Raw genomic sequence first — 19,544 nt, forward strand, 5'->3', positions numbered from 1 at the left:
CCCCGCCGGGGTGTGGCGGATTGCTTTCCCAGAAGGTGCTCAGGGCCATCGGCCTCGAGCTGGAGGGCGAGGACGCTATTTTTCGAGAGAAGCTCGACCCCATAGATAGAATAGTCGACGACGCCGTCTCCCTCTCGAACTCGAGGGGGGGAGTGATTCTCATCGGCGTCCGGCGCTCGGCCTCGGGCAGGGGCGAGGTCGTGGGTGTGGACTCGGCCCCGGGTCCAAAAGGTGAGGAGGCCCGGAAGTACGACATCTCGCGCCTGAGCACTCTTGGAGAGCACGTCAGGCCCCGCATCCATCCCCGGGTCCGGGCCGAGTCGGACGAGTCGGGAAGGTGGATATATGTCGTCGAGGTGGACGAGGGCATGGAGAAGCCCTACTGCAACCGGAGCGGCATCTACCTCCGGTTAGAGGGGGGGCAGGAGGTTCCCATGTTCCCCGAAGAGCTCCACAGGCTCTTCATCGGCGACGCCCTTGAGGTTCACCCCGGTCTGGACGCGGACTGGGTGCGCAGGGGCGATGGGCTCTTCGCCAGCGGAGACGCTCCGGGGGCACTGAGGTGCTACGACAGCGCCACGCGCCTCAATCCCCGGAGCGCCGACGCGTGGACAAAAAAGGGCGTGGCACTCTCCGCCCTCGGGAGGCCGGAGGCGGCGCTGGTCTGCTACGACCGCGCGCTCGAGATCGCTCCCGACGGCGCGGCAGCGCTGGTCGGGAGGGCGCGGGTGCTGCGCTCAATGGGCAGAATTCAGGAGGCGCTGGGGAGCGTCGATAGGGCGCTCTCAATCAACCCCTCGAGCGAGGAGGCTTGGGTGGAGAGGGGCGAGGTCCTGAGGGGCGGGGGGAGGCTGGAGGAGGCGCTCGAGGCCTACGACAGGGCGCTCCGGGCAAAGGACACTCTCGCCACGGCCTGGAAGGGGAAGGGAGCGGCTCTCCAGCAGATGGGCAGGCACGCCGAGGCGGCAGTGGCCCTCGATAAGGCGCTGGGCGCGGCTCCATCCGACCCCGATGGCTGGGTCCTCAAGGGCAGGAGCATGGAGGCCCTGGGCTTCGCCGACAAGGCGCTGGAGTGCTTCAACCGCGCCATCCAGCTGAAAGAGAGCCATGAGGAGGCCTGGCTCTGCAGGGGGAGGGCATACGAGGCGCTGGCCAAGTTCGATCAGGCGATTCTCTCTTACCAGAAAGCGCTCGAGCTCAACCCTGGGAACGAATCCACCTGGACCGCAATCGGCGGGATGCTTCTGAAAATCGGGAAGCTCAAGGAGGCGGTTCAGTGCTTCGAGAGGGCCGCAGAGCTTAACCCCTCGTCGGACTCCGCCCACATCGGGGCGGGGAAGGCTCTGGAGATGCTGGGAAAGAGCGAGGAGGCGCTCGCCGCTCTCACGAGGGCGGTGGAGGCCCGACCCACAAATGAGAGGGCTTGGAACGAGAGGGGAGCTCTCCTGATGCGTATGGGTAGGTTCGAAGAGGCGGCGGAGAGCTTCGAAAAGGCCGCAGCGGTGAGGAAGGACTACCACGAGGCCTGGTACAACAGAGGGCGCGCCCTGCAGGCGCTCGGCAGAAGTGAGGAGGCCATCCGGTGCTACGACCGGGCGCTGGAGCTGAAGGAGGACGCCGAGGCCTGGAGCGCGAAAGGGCGGTTGCTGATGAGCCTAGGGAAGTACAGAGACTCCGTCGCCAGCCTCACACGGGCGGCGGACCTGGACTCGAGCAACAAGGAAACCTGGTTCGCGATGGGCGAGGCATACATGAAGCTCGAGGAGTACATCGAGGCCGTCAGGTGCTACGACAAGGTCATCGGCATAGAGCTCAGCAGTCCGGAGGCCTGGTTCAGGAAGGGCGAGGCCCTCCAGAGGCTCGAGAGGCTCGAGGAGGCGGTCAGGTGCTACGGGCGCGCGATTGAGCTTGACGCGAAGCACGCGGGAGCCTGGCTCAGCATGGGCTCGGCCTTGGAGGCACTGGGGAGGCTCAAAGAGGCAGTGGCGTGTCTCGACAAAGCGACCGAGCTCAGGCCGGACTACGCGGAGGCCTGGAGCCTCAAGGGCGGCCTGTTAAAGAAGATGGGGAGGCTCGAGGAGGCGGACGCGGCCTATGCAAGGGCCGCCTCCCTCGCCCCCGACCAGAGCAGCGTCTGGTCCCAGAGGGGACTGACGCTCTACAAAATGGGGAGGCCGGAGGAGGCCCTGGAGTGCTTCGACAAAGTTCTCGAGAGGAATCCGGGTGACTTCGAGGCATGGAGCAACAAGGGAATCATCCTCGGCGTGCTCGGAAGGTACGAGGAGGCCATGAGGGCGCACGAGCGCGCGATTCAGCTCAAGCCCGACTTCGAGCTTCTCTGGCTGAACAAGGGGAACGCATGCTATGAGCTCGGACGCTCGGAGGAGGCGCTGAGGGCCTACGAGAGGGCCGTGGAGCTCAACCCCAACTACCTCCTCGCCTGGAGGCACATGGGCCTCCTGCTGTCGGAGCTCGGCCGCCACGCCGAGGCGCTCAAGTGCTACGACGCGGAGCTCAGGCTCGACCCAAACGACCCGATGCCCCGGTACAACAAGGCGATATCCCTGAGGGCACTTGGCCGGCCGGAGGACGCCCTCGTCGAGCTCGACCGCGCCCTCGCGCTAGATTCAAGCCTTGCGGACGCGTGGGCGGAGAAAGGGGCGATTCTCTACTCACTCGGAAAAAGGGAGGAGGCGGTGGTATGCTACGACAGGGTCATCGGCCTGGACCCGAACAACGCCCAGGCCTGGAACAACAAGGGCTCGGCCCTCTACTCGATGAAGAGGTACGAGGAGGCCATCGCCTGCTACGACACCGCCATCAAACTCAAGCCCGACTTCGCGCACGCCTGGAACAACAGGGGCTCGGCGCTCTACAACCTGAAGAGATACGACGAGGCGGTCCGAAGCTTCGAAGAGGCCCTGAGGATCAGCCCCACATTTGACGAAGCCTGGAACAACAAGGGCAACGCACTGGTCCAGCTGAAGAGATACGATGACGCAATAAGCGCCTACGACGAGGCGCTTCGCAACAACCCCAACTCCGAGGTCACCTGGAACAACAGGGGCAACGCCCTGCGCGAGCAGGGAAAGCTGAAGGAGGCGCTCCAGTGCTACGACAGGGCCATTCAGATAAAGCCAGACTACGACAGCGCTTGGACAAACAAAGGCAATGCTCTCGGGCAGCAGGGAGACTACAAAGGAGCGGTGAAGTGCTACGAGCGCGCTCTAGAGTCAAACCCCCGGTACGCCCTCGCCTGGAACAATAAGGGCTACGCGCTGGCACAGCTCGGTATGCTGAACGAAGCCTTGGAGTGCTACGACAGGGCGATTCAAAACCGGGCGGACTATGAAGAGGCCTGGAACAACAAGGGAAACGCCCTCTACAGCCTCGGCAGGCTCGACGACGCCGTGAGGTGCTACGACCGAGCCATCGAGATAAGGCCTGCATACGCCGAGGCCTGGAACAACAAGGGCACCGCACTTCGGAAGAAGGGACGCGAGGAGGAGGCCCTGCGCTGCTATGACAGGGCCATCGAGATTCAGCCCGACTACAAAGAGGCCTGGATGAACAGGGGCAACACCCTGTTCAACCAGAAGCGCTTCGACGAGGCGCTCAGGTGCTACGACAGGGTCCTCGAGATATCCCCGGAGAGCGACGAGGCCTGGTCCAACAGGGGCAACGCGCTCAGGCTCCTCGGGAGAGCGGAGGAGGCGAGAGATTGCTACGAGCGCGCCCTGAAAATCAACCCAGCGAACGCGGACGCGAAGAACGGGAAGCTCGCGCTGGAAAAGCAGTAGCCCTTGCAGCCCCGACCCCGCGAGCCCCACTGCTTTGCCAGCCCCGCCCAAGAGCCGGGGGGCGGGGGGGTTCGGCCCCTGCCATTTGCCCCCTCACCGGCCAAGGGGCCGGGCCCGGCGGAGCGGCGCGCGCAATTGCTCTCTTCCGGCGCACAACCACTCGACCAGCTCCTCCCCCAGTCCCTCGAAGACCGCCTCTGCTCCCGCCTCCACCAGCTGTTCTCTATTTCCCGACCCGGTGAGAACCCCCGCGCACCTCGCCCCCGCCCTCATACCAGCCTCCATATCGAAGGGGTGGTCGCCGACGACGGCGCACTCTGCCGGCATCACACCCATCCTCTCCGCCAGAAACAGCACCGGCGCTGGGTCGGGCTTGTAGCGCGCGACGTCCTCGCGCGAGGCGAGAGCGTCGAACTGCGCGCCGAGCCGGGCGGCAGAGGCCTCGACGTACTTCCTGCAGGCGCGGGAGAGGATCGCTATCTTCAGGCCCCTGCGCGAGAGCGCTGCTAGTGTCTCCCTCGCACCCGGCAGCACCCTGCTCCTCGGGAGGGAGGCCAACTCGGCCCTCTCCATTAGCTCCCTCGCCGCCGCGCGGGCTCGCAGGATTTCCTTGGGCGGGACCCCCATCTCAAGAGCCCTTGCCAGAGCCCCATCAACGGCCTCGAGGATAGGACCGTGCAGCAACCGGCTGGAGGGAGGCAGGAGAGGGGACAGGAGAGCCTCGAGGCCGGCTCTGATGGTCTCGAAGTCGAGCTCCAGCGTTTGGAGCGTTCCGTCGAGGTCGAAGATGACTGCCCTCATCCCGCCGTCCAATGATGTCGCAGTATTTAAAGTCCTGGAGACTCGCGGGCTGGAGGAGCAGCGCAAATTTAAAACGGGCCACGGCGTTGGAGGTGCTGTGTTCAACGCGCGCCCGATTGCAGTCCGAGGTCTGGGAGACGCGGAGCGCCTGGTTCGAGCCATCGGATGCGACGAGGGCGGCGTGCCGATAATGGGCCCGAAGGCCCTCCACCACGTAATCAGACTGGAGGGTGTGGACAGCCGAGCGGCGCTGATAATTAAACAGGAGATGCTGGCGGCGGGTGGCGAGGCCGCGGTCTGCAGGGGCGTCATCGGCCTCTCGTCCAGAAAGACGGACGTGGTCGTGATGGGCACGCGCAGGCAGCTCACCATAGCGCTCGAAAAGCTGCGAAACCAGCCGTTCGGGGCATCTCGTGTGGCGGAGGAAGTGGACGGTGTTCTCAGGGCCTTAGACAGGGGCCGCAACTTCACCCTCGTCGCGGGCGGCAAGAGGCTGAAGCTGGGCGAGAAGACGCACGTAATGGGTGTCCTGAATGTCACCCCAGACTCCTTCTCCGACGGGGGCCTCTACCTCGACGCCAAGAAGGCTGTGGAGAGGGGTGTTCAGATGGTCGAGGAGGGGGCGGACATTATCGACGTCGGGGGTGAGTCCACGAGGCCGGGCGCCGCCCCGGTCCCGGCGTCGGAGGAGAGGCGGAGGGTGGTCCCGGTTATCAAAGCGCTGGCGGAGAGGGTCTCGGTGCCAATCTCCATCGACACCAAGAAGCCCGCGGTCGCGGCGGAGGCCCTAGATGCGGGCGCGAGCATAATCAACGACGTTTCCGGCCTCAGGCGTGGGGAGATGGTTAGCCTCGCGGCGAGGAGAGGGGCGCCCGTGGTGATAATGCACATGAGGGGAACGCCATCGACGATGCAGAGGAACCCCATCTACAGGGACGTGGTGGGGGAGATATGCCTCTTCTTGAGGCGGAGAATCGAGCGAGCGGTTATGAAGGGCGTGGACCCCGAGGCCATCATTATAGACCCCGGCATCGGCTTCGGGAAAACGGCGGAGCACAATCTCGAGATACTGGCCCGCCTGGGGGAGTTCCGGGGCCTCGGCAGACCGATTCTCGTTGGGGCATCGAGGAAGTCGTTCATAGGGAAGATTCTGGACCTCCCAGTCGAGGAGAGGCTCGAGGGCAGCCTCTCCGCGGCCGTGGTGGCGATTCTGAACGGCGCGGCGATAATAAGAGCCCACGATGTTGCGGCGAGCGTCAGGGCTGCGCGGGTTGCGGACGCAATCCTCCGGTCAGCCGGAGGGTGAGGGGGATGGCATGAGGGAAGGGAAGGACGCGGACGTCCAGAGCCGCAGGGTGCCCGGGAGCTACATGCTCAGCCGGGTCGGTGTCACAGGCATAAAAAAGCCCGTCAGGGTGCGGAGGCCGGGCCGGGTCGTGACGCTCCACCCGGTGATGTCCATATTCGTGGACCTCCCCGCTGGCCAGAGGGGCTCCCACATGTCCCGGAACCTAGAGGTGGTGGCGGAGGTCGTCGACGCCAGCGTTTCGAGGCCCTGTCCGGGTCTCGAGGACCTTGCGGCGGTGATGGTCCGGGACTTGCTCAGGAGGCACGATTACGCCACCTTCGCGGAGGTGGAGATGAAGGCGGACTACTTCCTCGAGCGCAGGAACCCCTCAGGGAAAAAGACCGTCGAGAGCTACGGGCTGATCGCCCGGGCCGTGGCCCACAGGGGACCGCGGCCCCTCGTGAGGAAGAGCATCGGCGTCAGGGTGACCGGAATGACCGCCTGCCCCTGCGCCCAGGAGACTGTGAGAAGGCTCTTCGAGCGGGGCGGCAGGGGACGCTGGAGAGCGCTAAAGGCCCCCCCGCTCCTAACCCACAACCAGAGGAATGTCACAACCCTCGTGATTGAAGTCCCCGAGAGTTTCTCGGTAGAGGCCGACGACCTTATCGACATCGTCGAGAGCTCCCAGAGCTCGCCGACCTACGAGATTCTGAAGCGCCCGGACGAGGGGAGGGTCGTGCTCAGCTCCCACCTCAACCCCAAGTTCGTCGAGGATGTGGTCAGGGAGATTCTGAGGAAGGTGGTCAACAAGTACAGGGAGCTCCCCGACGAGACCGCGGTCACCGTCCACACCGAGAGCCAGGAGAGCATCCACAAGCATGACGCCGTGGCAGAGCGCGTGACCACGCTCGGAGAGCTCAGGCGCTCGATGGCCGCGGAGGCCGGGCAGAGGAGGAGGGCGGGGAGAGGGGGGGTGCGAGCGCGGGGCAAGGAGGAGCGAGCGGGGGCTGGATAAGGGTAGCGCTCGAGGGAGCGGAGAGATTTGGAGGTGGCTGCGGGGCGCCATTTTGGGTTGGGTGAGCGGGGGTGTGGAGAGGAACGGTGCCGCCGGGCCGCTCCTGACGGTTATGCGCGGCGCCGGTGGTGAGCGGCTCCAGGCCCCGGGGATCATATTCTCGGGCGCCGCTTGGCGCTGTGCTCTTTCGCCATCTCCTCAGCCAGGGATTCGGCCATCTCGCGGGCGAGCTGCCTCGCCTCCTCCGCCTCACCGTCCGTGACGACTTCGGTAACGGTCAGCGAGAAGTCGGCGGCGCGGGCGGAGTGGGTGATGGCCCCGATGGATATCACGTCGGCACTCCTGGCGTAATCCCTGATGTTCCGGGCGTTGATTCCGCCGGAGACCTCGACCTCCACGTCCTTTCTCAGCCGCTTCAAGGCCCGATAGGCCCTCGCGGCGTCGCCCGGGGTGAAGTTGTCGAGCATCACGACGTCCGCGCCCGCCCTGACGGCCTCGAGCGCCATCTCCTGCGATGAGACTTCGACCTCGACCCTCCCCAGATAGCCCGAGTCCCTGACTTTTTTCACCGCTTTGGAGACCGAGGGCACGAGCTTCAGGTGGTTGTCCTTTATGAGGACCATGTCGTCGAGCCTGAACCTGTGAGTCAGGCCACCGCCTATCGCCACGGCCTTCTTCTCATAGTACCTGAAGCCCGGAGTGGTCTTCCGGGTGCAGGCGATTCTCACCTCTGGGTTCAGGCGCCGGCAGATTCTCACGAACTTCCTCGTCTCGGTCGCGATGCCGCTCATCTGCATTATAAAGTTCAGGGCGACCCGCTCGGTCGCCAGAATCGCCTTTGCGCTACCCTGAAGGGCCATCACCTGAGTGCCTGCGGATATCTCCTCCCCATCCAGAATCTTCCTAAGCACCTGGACCCCAGCCCCCCTGAAAAGCTCCTCGGCCTCGTCCAGGCCCGCGACCACGCACCCCTGATTGGCGGTGATCACGGCCTTCACCTCCGGGTCCCTGTCGCCGAGTAGGAGGTCCGTGGTGATGTCGCCCTTCCCCAAGTCCTCGCTCAGGTATTGGTGGAGCTCCGAGCCTCCAGCCATCAGGCGCTCCATTGGCTCCTGCGTTAATAAGACTTTGGCAGGGGCGCTCGTGGGAGGCCCGCCGTGCGAAAACCTATTTATTGGCGAGACCCGTAGAGGCGCGCGTGGCCCCCGAGAGCGACGCGCCGGCGATTCTGGTCGAGAGGCTGACCAAACGCTTCGGTTCGGTGACGGCCCTGACCGACGTCTCTTTCGAGGTCAGGCGGGGTGAGGTCTTCGGCCTCCTAGGCTCGAACGGCGCCGGCAAGACAACGACGCTGAAGATGGTTTGCGGGCTCCTGAGGCCGGACGAGGGGAGGGTGCTCGTCAGGGGAGTGGACGTAGCCCGCAGCCCGGTGGAGGCGAAAGCCCTTCTCGGCTATCTGCCCGAGGCTCCGGCGCTCTACGACCAGCTCACCGGCAGGGAGTTTCTGGAAATGGTGGGCACGCTCCGGGGGATGAGGCCTCCCCTGCTCCACGAGAGAATTCATGAGCTGCTCGAGGCGATGGAGCTCGAGGCCTTCCAATGGAACAACATAGGGACCTACTCACGGGGCATGAGGCAGAAGCTCGCCTTCTGCGCCGCGCTGATTCACGACCCCGCGATTCTCGTGCTCGACGAGCCCCTCTCGGGCCTCGACCCCCGCTTCGGGAAGCTCTTCAAGATGTGGATAAGGGAGAGGTCCGGGAATGGGGGTGCGGTCCTGATGTCCACGCACATAACCACGAACGCGGAGGAGCTCTGCGACAGGGTGGCTGTTCTGGACAGGGGCAGGGTGCTCGCGAGCGGGACGGTGTCCGAGGTCATGGAGGCCGCAGGGGCAAAGACTCTGGAGGACGCCTTCGTTGCCCTCGTGGGGGGAGGGAGATGGGCGCGGCTGCCGTCTTCTCAGCGGACTCGCTGACCGCGTGGAGGGCCACACTCAACAGAATTCGGCGGCACCCCCTGATGACCGGCTGGTTCCTCGTCCTGGTCCTCACGGGAACGTGGCTGGGGCTAAGGACGGCGGAGCTGCTCGCCCGCGGGAGCTTCGACACCGGAGACCTCCACCTCCGGCCCCACACGCTTTTGATGGTTTATTTCCTCATAATGATGGGCAAGTCCGTGGTCGACACGAACGCGCGCTGCACTCAGAATAGAGAGATGATAATGCTCCTCGCCCAACCCGTCCCGGTCCGGACTCTGCTCTGGGGCAAGCTCGCCTACATCACCCTCTCCAATCTCTCTGTCTTGGCGGCCTCTGCGGGAATCGCCACCGCCGTCCACGCCGTTTTCACTCCCGGGCTCTACGTCCCGCTCTGGCTCGTGGCGGAGCTCATCCCCCTCACGCTCCTCGCCTCCTCGATGGGCTTCTGCCTCTCGATAATCACCTCGCAGCCCCGCCTCCTCTCCCGTCTCGCCGGCGCCGCGCTCCTAGGCCAGCTCGCGGCCGCCCTCTACATCGCCCTCGAGAGCCTGAGCCCCTCCCCGGTCGCCCTGCTCGGCGCAGCGCTGGTGTTCTACGCAATCTCCCTCGGCGCGGCTGCCCTAGCGGGCAGGTTCTTCCTCGCCGCCTGGAACCACGAGGTCAGCGGGGCCGAGGGCTATGCCCAGAGGGCGACGAGGGCGGGCTCAGGAAGGCTGCTGCGTGCGCTCACCCGGCGCCTTCACCCCGAGACGAGGGAGCTGCTGAAGAAGGAGATTCTCATCAATATCTCAAGGAAGGAGGTCGGCGGAACGCTCTTCACAATTCTTGGGGTGGCCATCGTGCTGGTCTACATGCGGGGCAGGGCGACCTCGGCCTCCTCCGTTCCCGCGCCCTTCGTCCCCCTCGTCCCCCCACTCCTCGTGTGCATCGGCCTGTATGTTTCCGCGGTCCTGCTCTACGCGCTGCTCGGCCTCGGCAGCCTCGGGAAGGAGGGCCGGAACTTCTGGATTCTCAAGCACCTCCCCGTCGACAGCGGAAGGGTCTTCAGGGCCAAGGCCGGCGCCCTGCTCCTCTTCACGCCCGTTCTCGTCCTCTCCATCTCCCTCCCCCTCCCGCTCCTCTCGGGGATGGGCCCCCTATGGGCCCTCTTCTTCGTGATAGCTGCCGTGGCGCTCGCGCTCGCCTACACCGCCGTGGGTATCTGGTCCGGCACGGTCTTTCCCAACTTTGACGAGGGGACGAGGGGCACGCCCGATGTGATGACGATGTACCTGGTCATGATGGCGTGCCTTCTCCTCGGCGGGGTCATGGTTGGCCTGCCCGGTCTCGTGATGAGTCGGAGCGCGGCCCTAGGAATTCTGTGCATGCTCCTCTCGGCCGACTGGGGCGCCCTCTTTCTGGTCCACGCGATAGAGCGCAGCGCCCGAAACTATGACGCTATGGAGGCCGGCGTCTAGGCCCCCCATCTCTCTGACCCGCGTGTGGTCACAGCGCCTGAAAGGCCGTGAGCAGCGCGACGGTAGCTGATAGGGGTCAGCGTCGCCGGCCGGAGGACTTGCTCGATGCGGAGGGCGGATGGGAACCGGAGCGCGAGATTATTAATCCCTTAACGCCATAATCCGTGCGATGGCGGGGGACGAGGAGGTCAGCTACAACCGGCTCATTCACGTTTACCAGCAGGAGAAGAGGGGCGGGCCGCCCGCCCAGCTACCGGCCGATTTCTACGATAGCGTTCGGGAGTTCATCGGGGCGCTCAGGCGCGCCTGCGAGGCTGAGCGTTCTTCCGACCCGACCTCCATGAGGGCCCTCCAGCTCACCGACCAGCTCCAGAAGGCGCGCGCCCTGCAGATGGACATCGTCAACCTGAGGCTCAGGAAGATTCTGCTCCTCGCGCATCAGGCGCTGACTGGCGGCTCCGTCGATGTGAGGGCCCTGACGCCCGAAGAGAGATCCCTTTTCGATTCCCTCGTCGCCATCCTGAAGCAGGGCCGGATGAGTGTTCTGGGTGAGACCGCCGCCCCTCCCGGCGCGGCCGGGCCCCCCTCCCCCGCCCCGACCCCACCCGCCGATGCCACGGGCCGACGGAGCTCACCGACGGAGGGTCCCGCGCGCCAGGCGGTCGAGCCACTACCGTCGAGGGACGAGGCCCCGGCGGCGAGCCCTGCGCCAGCTACGAAAACTGCCCCCTCTGGCCCGCCGGAGGGCCGCTCCGCGGAGCCCGAGACCCGGCCGGCGAGGGCCGGCGGACTCGTCGTGCTCAGGGTCGTCGAGGAGGTCCCGGACTTTGCGTTTGGGGAGGGCGGTGGCTGGAGGCTGAGGCCGAAGGACATCGTAGCCCTTCCAAGTGAGATTGCCTCAGTGCTCGAGAGGCATGGGAAGGCGCGTGCGGTCAAGTGATTCCTCACCCCCGGCCGGCCTCAATGCCCAGCGAATTCCGCCCGTCTCAAGCGGTCATCATGACTCCCTCGAGCCCCACAGTCCCAGTGACTATCGAGGCCAGCCCCGCTGGGACCTGCCTCACGTCCGTCCCCACGCCAGTCACTCTAGTGAGCAGCGCCGGTAGGTTTCCGGAGAGCATGACTGGTTTCAGGGCCGGTCCAAGCTCCCCTCTCTTTATTCTGAAAAGCACCGGGGCCGTGACTGAGAAGTCTCCAGAGTGGGCGCTTGCGGTGTGGGCGCCGAGCAGCTCGTGGACCATGACCCCATCCCCGATCTGGGAGATTAGGGCCTCGGGGTGTCTCGCCCTTCCCTCAACTATCACATTTCTAGCGGCCGTCACCGGCGGCACCCGGTAGGATGGCCTGAGGCCGTTTCCGGTGGATTCTCCGCCGACCTCGGCCGCCGAGCGCAGGTCGAAGACGAAGCCCCTGAGCACCCCCCTGTCTATCAGTGCCCTCCTGCGGGATGGGACGCCTTCATCGTCCGCCCCCGAGCTCGCGAGACCCCCGGCGAGCAATCCATCGTCGATGATTGAGAGGGATTGCGCGGCCACGCGCTCCCCCACCCTCCCGGAATAGAAGCTCTCACCCCGCCTGACACTCTCCCCGTGCAGGGAAGGGATGGTGATGTGGCTCAGTAGAGAGGCCGCCGCCTCGGGCATCAGGAGAACTGTGGTTTTCCTCGTCTCTGCCCTGACGGGGTTGCGGCCTCGGAGCGCGAGCTCCGCCGCGAGCCTCCCGATTCTCCCGAAGTCAATATCCAGAGACCTCGAGCTCATGTACTCGAACCCGGTGCTCTCCACCGCTCCCCTGAGCGAGACCTGAAGTCCTCCCGAGACAAGAGTCCCCCTTTCCACTACAGCCACGCCCCGGGAGTTGACCACAGCGGAGAGCGACCAGAGGACGTCCACCCCTCCCCCCGTGACCCTGATGTCCCTGTGGACCCGGCGGGCCTCGCCCATCATCTCCGCGCAGAGCCTCACGACATCCTCTCCTGTCAGGACCGGAACGCGATCGTCCCAGATTCCCGGGGGTCTGGGCAGGGGGGCTGGGTCGGGGAAACGGATGGCGATGCGCCTCTCGATTCTCGCGATGTCCAGCGCCCTCTCAGCGGTCCGGCGCAGGAAGCGCTCCCGGGTGCAGTAGGCGAAGCCGGGCCTCCGGCCCTTCACGACCCTGAGCGCGATGCCCGACCCGCGGCTGGAGAACGGGTAGCGGACGAAGCCGCCCTCAATGTCGACGGAGATGCCTGCAGCGCGCGTGAGGAAGGCCTCCGCCTCCTCAGCGCCCGCCGCCACGGCAACCCTCACCGCCCTCTCGCCGATTGAAACGAGCTCCTCCGCGCTCTCCAATGCCCGCTCGACGGCGCTCCGGCCGGAATTCGAATTCCGGGCCAGCGCAACCCTGGTTCGAAAGCGCCCACTTCGCAGTGCCCGAAACCCCCTGCCCGCCCCCACCTCATCCACCCCCGACCGCCACGTTCCGAATTCTGATGTGCGGGCCGCCGTCGCCAACGGGGACGGTCTGGCCCTTGCCACAGTAGCCCGGCTCCTCTATCTTGAGGTCGCTCCCGAGGGCGTCAACGCTCTTCAGAGTCTCGAGAATGTTGCCGGAGAGGGCCAGACTCCGGAGCGGGCTGGTGATTTCCCCGTTTTCAATCAGAGAGGCCTCTCGGCAGCTGAACTGGAAGCTTCCCCGCGCGGTGTCGACCTGCCCCCCTCTCGTTCCCCTCGCGTATATGCCGTACCCGATGCCCTCGAATAGCTCCTCCCTCTGCCAGTCCCCGGGAAGTATGTAGGTGTTGCTCATCCTGACCAAAGGTCTGGCGGAGTAGGACTCCGCCCTCGCGCCCCCGTTGGGCTCGAGCCCAAGCCTCCAGGCGCACTCCCTGTCCAATATGTAGCCCCTCAGCACTCCATGGTCTATCAGTAGCTTCCGCCGAGCTCTGAGGCCCTCGTCGTCGAAGGGGAAGGAGCCGAAGGCGCCGGGAAGCTCCGGGTCGTCCACGATGCTCACGAGATCCGACGCCACCCTCCTCCCCATTTTCCCTTTCAGGCAGGAGTCGCCCGAGACCACCAGGTCCCCCTCGACCGCGTGCCCGAGGGCCTCATGAGCGAAAACCCCGGCCAGAACCGGGTCGGCCACTACCGTGAACCGGCCGCTCGGGGCCTTCCTGCCGGACAGGGTCCCCAGCGCTCGCCGGGCAGCCTCCTCCGCCATCGCCCCGAGGCTGTCGGCGTCGTGCAGCTCGAAGCCCGCCGCACCGCCGACTCGGGCCCTGTTGTCCAGAAGCCCCCTCTCCGTTCTAACCACCACTGTGACGTCGGCGAGCGTCCTAGTGACCTCGCTCACGACCTCCGCGCCCTCGGAGGAGAGGAAGGTGGTCCGGCGCGTGGCGTCGGCGTAGAATGCGGTGACCGTTTTCACGCCGCGCACCCCGGCGGCCCTCTTCCCGGCCTTCCTCAGTAGGGCGACCTTCTCTTCGAGGGGAACCTCACCGGGCGGGGCCTCCACCCTCCACACAGCCCTCGCCCTCTCGGGCCTGACGGGCGCGAGCTCCGAGCGCTCGGCCCTTGCGTCCCCGCGAGCCCCCGCGCGGGCGAGCGCGAGGGCCCGTCGGAGCGCCCCATGGAGCGCCTCTGTGGATAGGTCGTTCGTCGAGGCGAGGCCCCACCGCCCGCCCCAGAGCGCCCTGATGCAGGCGCCGCTCTCCTCGCCCTCGGTCGCCTCTCGCACCTTTCCGTCCTTCAGCTCGACGTGGCACACCCTCCTCTCCTCCACGCGGAGGTCGAGATAGGAAGCGCCGCGCGCCGCGGAGGTCTCGAGCAATCTAGCGAGCTCAGGACACATTGTTTCGAAGCACCTGAAGCGCACCCAGGTGTTAAACCTTGCTCTCTATGAGAGGCGCGCCGCCTGCACAAACCTTTTAAATAGAGGCATGGATGGGGGTAGTCAAACCGGGTGAGTCGGTGAAGGAGATGGAGTACACCCGCTTCGAGCGGGCCAGAATTATCGGCGCTCGCGCACTCCAAATAACGATGGGTGCACCCATACTGATAAATCTGCCCAAAACAGAGATAGACCCCATAAAAATAGCGACGCTCGAGTTTGAGCGGGGGGTCATTCCGATAACGGTGATGAGGGACGATAAAATCGTGAAGCCGGGGGAAGGGAAATGAGCCGAATTCAGAGCCTCTGGGCCAGAAAAATTCTGGACAGCAGGGGCAACCCCACGGTCGAGGTGGATATATGGACGGAAGATGGCTTCGGGAGCGCGGCCGCGCCGAGCGGCGCGAGCACGGGCGCCCACGAGGTCCAGGCCTTCCCCCCGCAGGGCGTTGACTTCGCGGTCAGGCAGTTCAAAGAAGAATTTGCGCCCGCCCTGAAGGGGATGAACGTTTTCCTGCAAAGGAGGTTCGACGTCGAGCTCAAGAGGCTCGATGGCACCTCCAACTTCAGAAGGATGGGCGGGAATGTCGCGGTGGCGGCCTCGCTCGCCCTCGCCAGGGCCGCCGCCAACACGCTGGGTGTCCCGCTCTACCAGTACCTAGGCGGCGCGTTCGCGGGCTACTGCATACCATATCCTTTGGCCAACGTGCTGGGCGGCGGCAGGCACGCCCGGGGCGGGACAGACATACAGGAGTTCCTAGTAATCTCCTTCGGCCCGACCGTGGCGGACTGTGTCTTCGCCAACGCGCTCATTCATAAAAAAGTTGGAGAGGCGCTGGGAAAGAAGCTCTCAGGCGCCGCGCTCGGCAAAGGCGACGAGGGAGCCTGGGTGGCCAGAATAGGCAACATCGAGGCGCTGGAGCTGGTATCGAAGTGCTGCGCGGAGGTCTCGAGGGAGCTGGGGTTCCAGATACAGCCCGCGCTCGACTTCGCCGCTTCCGAGCTCTACAGGAACGAGCGCTACTGCTATAAAGAAAAGAAGCTGACCCGGGAGAAGCAGCTCGACTTCGTCGAGAAGCTGGTGCGCGACTACAATCTCTACCTCGTCGAGGACCCGCTGGAGCAGGAGGACTTCCACGGGTACGTCGAGCTGACGGAGAGAATCGGCAGGGACTGTCTGGTCGTCGGCGACGACCTGTTCGTCACGAGCACGAAGAGAATCAAGAAGGGCATAGACCTGGGCGCCTGCAACGCGGTGCTCATCAAGCCCAACCAGGTCGGCACCCTCTCCGACACCTACGACGCCGTATGCCTCGCCGAGCAGAGCGGCTACAAGACGGTGATATCGCACCGCAGCGGGGAGACCGAGGACAATTGTTTGGCCCATCTGGGTGTGGCGTTCAGCTGCCACGCGATAAAGACCGGGGCCGTGGGGGGCGAGAGGTGCGCCAAGCTCAACGAGCTGATTCGAATTCAGGAGATAATCACGAAGGAGAAAGAGATAGTATCCGGTGGGGATTGAGATGCCGCAGACCGATGAGCTCATTTCCGTGGACCTCCGCTCGGAGTCCCAGGCGTCGGAGGGGCTGCTGGTGCAGGAGGAGGTCTACCTGACGGCCGGCGTCCACATAGGGACGCAGCAGAAGAGCGCGGACATGAAGCCATTCATCTTCAAGGTGAGGAACGACGGCCTCTATGTCCTAAACATAAAAAAGACGGACGAGAGGATAAGAACCGCGAGCAAATTCCTAGCCCGGTTCGAGCCGAGCGCGGTTCTCGCCGTCTCCGCTAGGCAGTACGGCCAGAAGCCCGTCAAGGTATTCGCGAAGGCCACAGGAATTCAAGAGCTTGCGGGCCGCTTCGTCCCGGGCTCCCTGACCAACCCCGCGCTCGACGGCTTCCTAGAGCCCGAGGTCCTGCTCGTCACGGACCCCGCCGCCGACGTCCAGGCCCTCCACGAGGCGGTGAACGTCGGAATTCCCGTGGTTGGGCTCTGCGACGCTAACAACGAGACCAAGTACGTCGACCTCATCATCCCGACGAACAACAAGGGACGGAGGGCGCTGGCGGTGGTCTATTGGCTCCTCGCGAGAGAGACGCTGAAGGCTCGCGGGGCCCTTGAGAGGGACGAGGACTACAAGCTGACCATAGAGGACTTCGAGGCGACGCTCTGAGGGGGGTTATGAGAGAGCCGGCAGTAGCGGGGATGTTCTACAGGCGTGGCAAGGAGCTTCTCACAGAGCAGGTCAGGGCCTGCTTCACCCACAGACTCGGCCCCGGCGGGCCACCGGAGCTCGCCTCGCCCGGGCCCCGGAGAATCAGAGGTGCGGTCTTTCCCCACGCGGGCTACGATTACTCCGGTCCCATCGCGGCCCACTCCGCCGCCGCCCTCGCGCGGGACGGCTTCCCTGAGAGCTTCATAATAATCGGTCCGAACCACAGGGGTTGGGGGGAGCCCATAGCGGTTGGCACGGAGGCCTTCTCGATGCCGATGGGCAAGGTGGAAATCGACCTCCCTTTGGCCAGAAAGCTGATTGGCGGACCCGTCGCCGAAGACCTCACGGCCCACATCGAGGAGCACTCCATAGAGGTCCAGCTCCCGTTCCTCCAGCTCTTCAGACCCGGCCTCAGATTCGTGCCCGTCTGCATGGGCGAGCAGGACTGGGAGGCGGCGAGACTCCTCGGAGAGAGAATAGCGGCCGCCTGCACAGGAAAGGACGTGGTGGTCATCGCCTCCACCGACTTCACCCACTGCGGCGCGGGCTACATGCACCCTCCTCCGAGGGGGATGAGCGCAGGCGACTTCGCCGCCCGCGAGGACAAGAAGGCGATTGACAGAATTCTGGCCCTGGACCCGCAGGGGCTGCTCGAGACCGTCAAGAAAAACAACATAACGATGTGCGGCTACGGCTGCGTCGCGGCAATGCTCGTCGCCGCGAAAAAGATGGGTGCGACGGAGGCCCGGCTCCTGAAGTACGCCACCTCCGCCGACGTCAGCGGCGACGAGGACATGGCGGTCGGCTACGGGGCGCTTGTGGTTCTGTAGATGCTCCCGCGAGGCCTCTCCCCCTCTTTCTCCTCATGGTCCTCATGGCGCGCCGCCCAGGCCAGGGAAGAGCCGCAATGACGAGGGATATGAACTAAGGAAGGGAGCATGCTCGGGTCCCAGTCCTCAACGGCAGAAGAGGAGTGGTGGAGTTTATTCCCGGGCGTTACTCTCGTTTTGCTGCCGAAAAAGAGAAGGGTGCCCCGATAGGGCCTGCACCGAGTATCGCCAATTCACTCCGCCCGAGCTTTTGCCGGGGGAGGGTCCCTCACAGCCCCGCCCTCATCATCAGCTCCGGGAGCTCCGAGGGCGTCGTCGCGACCCTGACGCCCGCCTGCGAGAGCGCCCTTATCTTGCTCTCCGCCGTTCCTCTCCCCCGCATCACGATCGCGCCTGCGTGCCCCATCCTCCTCCCGGGGGGAGCGGTCCTGCCGGCGATGTAGGCGAAGACCGGTTTCTTGAGACCGCTGCGGGCGATGTGCTCCGCGGCGAGCTCCTCCGCTGAGCCCCCTATCTCTCCGACCATGACGATGCTATCGGTCTCCGGGTCGCGGGCGAACATGTCTATGGCCTCGATGAAGCTCGTGCCCACGACTCGGTCACCGCCCAGCCCAATGCAGGTTGACTGGCCGTAGCCCGCCTGGGAAATGGCGCTGACGACCTCGTAGGTCAGCGTCCCGCTTCTAGACACCACACCGACCCTGCCGGGTCTGAACACCGACGCAGGCATGATTCCGACCTTGGCCCTCTCGCCCGGTGATATCACTCCGGGCGTGTTGGGGCCCACGACAATGACCTGTTTGTAGTCCGCGTAGGCCATTAGCTCCATCGCGTCGTGCACGGGGATGTGCTCCGTGATGACGACCACGACCTTTATACCATTCTCGATTGCCTCGTAGCATGAATCCTTGGCATAGGGCGCGGGTACGAAGATGATGGATGTGTTCGGCCTCGACTCGGGCGGGAGCCTTCTCATCGCCTCCGAGACCGAGTTGAACACGGGGACCCCCTCAACCGTCTGCCCGCCCTTCCCCGGCGTGACCCCCGCGACGACATTCGTTCCGTACTCCTTCATGGCCCTCGTGTGCTGGGTCCCCTGATGGCCCGTGATTCCGTGGACGATCACTCTGGTGTTCCTGTCGAGAATGACAGCCATCCTCAGCACCCCCTGCTGAGCTCAGAGGCCTTCCTGGCCCCCTCCTCCATCGTGGTTGCGGTGATCAGTCCCGCCTTGCTGAGAATCTCCCGGGCCCTCTCCTCGTACCAGCCCCTGATGCGCGCTACGACCGGCACATCGACCCCCTCGGTCCGGATAACCTCATTCACGCCCAGAGCCACCGTGTCGCACCTCGTGATTCCGCCGAAGATGTTCATGAAGATGACCGCAGGCCTCGCTTTCTTCAGAATTCTGAAGGCCTCCTTCACCTTCTCAGGATCATCCGTGCCGCCCAAGTCTAGGAATGTCCCTCCCCTCCCCCCGTGCAGCATCAGAGCGTCGAGCGTGGCCATCGTCAGCCCCGCGCCGTTGGCAATGACGCCGATGTTCCCGTCGAGCTGGACGAAAGAGATTCCCTGCTCCCTCGCCTCCCTCTCCAGGGGGGTCAGGTCCGGCTCCCCTTCCTTATACTCTGGGTGGCGGAAGAGGGCGTCGTCGTCAATTATCGCCTTTGCGTCGCCCGCCACAACCCTCCCCTCGGGCGTGATGGCGAGGGGGTTGATCTCGAGGAGCTCGGCGTCCTCGGCCTTGAATGCCGTGTAGAGCCTCCTCGCGACATCCGTGACCTGCCCGGCGAGGGATTTGTCGAGGCCGAGCGCGAGGGCCATGTCCCTGAGCTGGAAGGGCTGGAGCCCGATGAGGGGGCTGATGTGCGTTTTGAATATCTTCTCCTCCGGCACACTCTCGATTTCCATCCCGCCCTCGGAGCTGGCCATCAGCAGGGGCATCCCGGCCTCCCGGTCCACCATGATGCTCAGGTAGAGCTCCCTCGCGATGTTGATCTTCTCTGCGACGAGCACGCTCCTGACCCTAAAGCCCTTTATCTCCATCCCGAGAATTTCGGAGGCGCGCTGCCTAGCCTCCTCGAGGCTACGCGCGAATTTCACACCCCCGGCCTTACCCCTACCCCCCACGGGAACTAGGGCCTTGAGAACGACCTCGCCCGGTATCGCTGTTATCTCGTCTGGGCTGGAAACCGCCCTCCCGGAAGGGACGGGAACGCCGTGCCGGGCTAGTAGCTCCCTGCCGCGGTCCTCCATCAGCTTCATGATATCACGTATTCAGGAGCA

The 19,544-nt window shown here is 65.0% G+C and carries 16 protein-coding genes; 10 read left to right on the forward strand and 6 right to left on the reverse strand.

Translation table 11 applies throughout. The annotated features are described in order from the left end of the window. The first annotated feature begins 20 nt into the window (after positions 1 to 20). Positions 21 to 3,800 (forward strand): tetratricopeptide repeat protein, encoded by a 3,780-nt coding sequence (locus QW379_07675; protein ID MEM2870278.1) that lies wholly within the window; start codon positions 21 to 23, stop codon positions 3,798 to 3,800. A gap of 93 nt (positions 3,801 to 3,893) precedes the next feature. On the opposite strand, the gene QW379_07680 is transcribed toward QW379_07675, so the two are convergent. Next, a complete protein-coding gene (locus QW379_07680) occupies positions 3,894 to 4,601 on the reverse strand; it encodes an HAD family hydrolase (protein MEM2870279.1) in 708 nt (235 codons plus the stop codon). On the opposite strand from QW379_07680, the gene folP reads away from it, so the two are divergent. Both folP and mptA read left to right on the forward strand, forming a co-directional pair. Then, positions 4,588 to 5,907 carry a dihydropteroate synthase gene (gene folP / locus QW379_07685; GenBank protein MEM2870280.1) on the forward strand — a complete coding sequence of 440 codons (1,320 nt, stop codon included), beginning with the start codon at positions 4,588 to 4,590 and terminating at the stop codon, positions 5,905 to 5,907. The two genes, QW379_07680 and folP, sit on opposite strands and share 14 nt — an antisense overlap. Before the next feature lie 10 nt (positions 5,908 to 5,917). Beyond that, on the forward strand, positions 5,918 to 6,904 hold the full coding sequence (gene mptA / locus QW379_07690) for a GTP cyclohydrolase MptA (protein ID MEM2870281.1): 987 nt from the start codon (positions 5,918 to 5,920) through the stop codon (positions 6,902 to 6,904). A 152-nt stretch (positions 6,905 to 7,056) separates the two neighbouring features. Here the strand turns inward: mptA and nadC are convergent, their stop codons facing one another. Next, positions 7,057 to 7,998 carry a carboxylating nicotinate-nucleotide diphosphorylase gene (gene nadC / locus QW379_07695; GenBank protein MEM2870282.1) on the reverse strand — a complete coding sequence of 314 codons (942 nt, stop codon included), beginning with the start codon at positions 7,996 to 7,998 and terminating at the stop codon, positions 7,057 to 7,059. Between the two features lie 104 nt (positions 7,999 to 8,102). Here nadC and QW379_07700 point away from each other — a divergent pair, with 104 nt between their 5' ends. The 3 genes from QW379_07700 (at position 8,103) to QW379_07710 (ending at position 11,282) form a co-directional block, all read left to right on the forward strand. Further along, positions 8,103 to 8,882: an ABC transporter ATP-binding protein gene (locus QW379_07700; GenBank protein MEM2870283.1), complete on the forward strand. Its 780-nt coding sequence runs from the start codon at positions 8,103 to 8,105 to the stop codon at positions 8,880 to 8,882. Then, positions 8,846 to 10,342, forward strand: a complete 1,497-nt coding sequence (locus QW379_07705) for a hypothetical protein (GenBank protein MEM2870284.1) — start codon at positions 8,846 to 8,848, stop codon at positions 10,340 to 10,342. Before QW379_07700 ends, QW379_07705 begins: the two co-directional genes overlap by 37 nt. A gap of 169 nt (positions 10,343 to 10,511) precedes the next feature. Next, positions 10,512 to 11,282, forward strand: a complete 771-nt coding sequence (locus QW379_07710) for a hypothetical protein (protein MEM2870285.1) — start codon at positions 10,512 to 10,514, stop codon at positions 11,280 to 11,282. A gap of 46 nt (positions 11,283 to 11,328) precedes the next feature. Here the strand turns inward: QW379_07710 and QW379_07715 are convergent, their stop codons facing one another. Beyond that, on the reverse strand, positions 11,329 to 12,780 hold the full coding sequence (locus QW379_07715; GenBank protein MEM2870286.1) for a TldD/PmbA family protein: 1,452 nt from the start codon (positions 12,778 to 12,780) through the stop codon (positions 11,329 to 11,331). Between the two features lies 1 nt (position 12,781). Beyond that, positions 12,782 to 14,173: a TldD/PmbA family protein gene (locus QW379_07720; GenBank protein MEM2870287.1), complete on the reverse strand. Its 1,392-nt coding sequence runs from the start codon at positions 14,171 to 14,173 to the stop codon at positions 12,782 to 12,784. 92 nt (positions 14,174 to 14,265) lie between these two features. Here QW379_07720 and QW379_07725 point away from each other — a divergent pair, with 92 nt between their 5' ends. From QW379_07725 to amrB, 4 genes are read left to right on the forward strand one after another with little or no spacing between them, the layout of a single operon-like run. Then, positions 14,266 to 14,502 carry a DNA-directed RNA polymerase subunit K gene (locus QW379_07725; GenBank protein MEM2870288.1) on the forward strand — a complete coding sequence of 79 codons (237 nt, stop codon included), beginning with the start codon at positions 14,266 to 14,268 and terminating at the stop codon, positions 14,500 to 14,502. Further along, on the forward strand, positions 14,499 to 15,734 hold the full coding sequence (locus tag QW379_07730; GenBank protein ID MEM2870289.1) for an enolase C-terminal domain-like protein: 1,236 nt from the start codon (positions 14,499 to 14,501) through the stop codon (positions 15,732 to 15,734). The genes QW379_07725 and QW379_07730 overlap by 4 nt, the downstream gene beginning before the upstream one ends. 1 nt (position 15,735) lies before the next feature. Then, a complete protein-coding gene (rpsB, locus tag QW379_07735; protein MEM2870290.1) occupies positions 15,736 to 16,386 on the forward strand; it encodes a 30S ribosomal protein S2 in 651 nt (216 codons plus the stop codon). 8 nt (positions 16,387 to 16,394) lie between these two features. Further along, positions 16,395 to 17,258 (forward strand): AmmeMemoRadiSam system protein B, encoded by an 864-nt coding sequence (gene amrB / locus QW379_07740; protein MEM2870291.1) that lies wholly within the window; start codon positions 16,395 to 16,397, stop codon positions 17,256 to 17,258. A gap of 268 nt (positions 17,259 to 17,526) precedes the next feature. Here the strand turns inward: amrB and sucD are convergent, their stop codons facing one another. Beyond that, complete coding sequence (gene sucD, locus QW379_07745; GenBank protein ID MEM2870292.1) at positions 17,527 to 18,414, reverse strand: succinate--CoA ligase subunit alpha; 888 nt, start codon at positions 18,412 to 18,414, stop codon at positions 17,527 to 17,529. A 2-nt stretch (positions 18,415 to 18,416) separates the two neighbouring features. Continuing rightward, a complete protein-coding gene (gene sucC / locus QW379_07750) occupies positions 18,417 to 19,523 on the reverse strand; it encodes an ADP-forming succinate--CoA ligase subunit beta (GenBank protein MEM2870293.1) in 1,107 nt (368 codons plus the stop codon). Positions 19,524 to 19,544: the final 21 nt, after the last annotated feature.

Source organism: Thermoplasmata archaeon (genome assembly GCA_038851035.1).
Lineage (GTDB): Archaea > Thermoplasmatota > DTKX01 > VGTL01 > VGTL01 > JAWCLH01.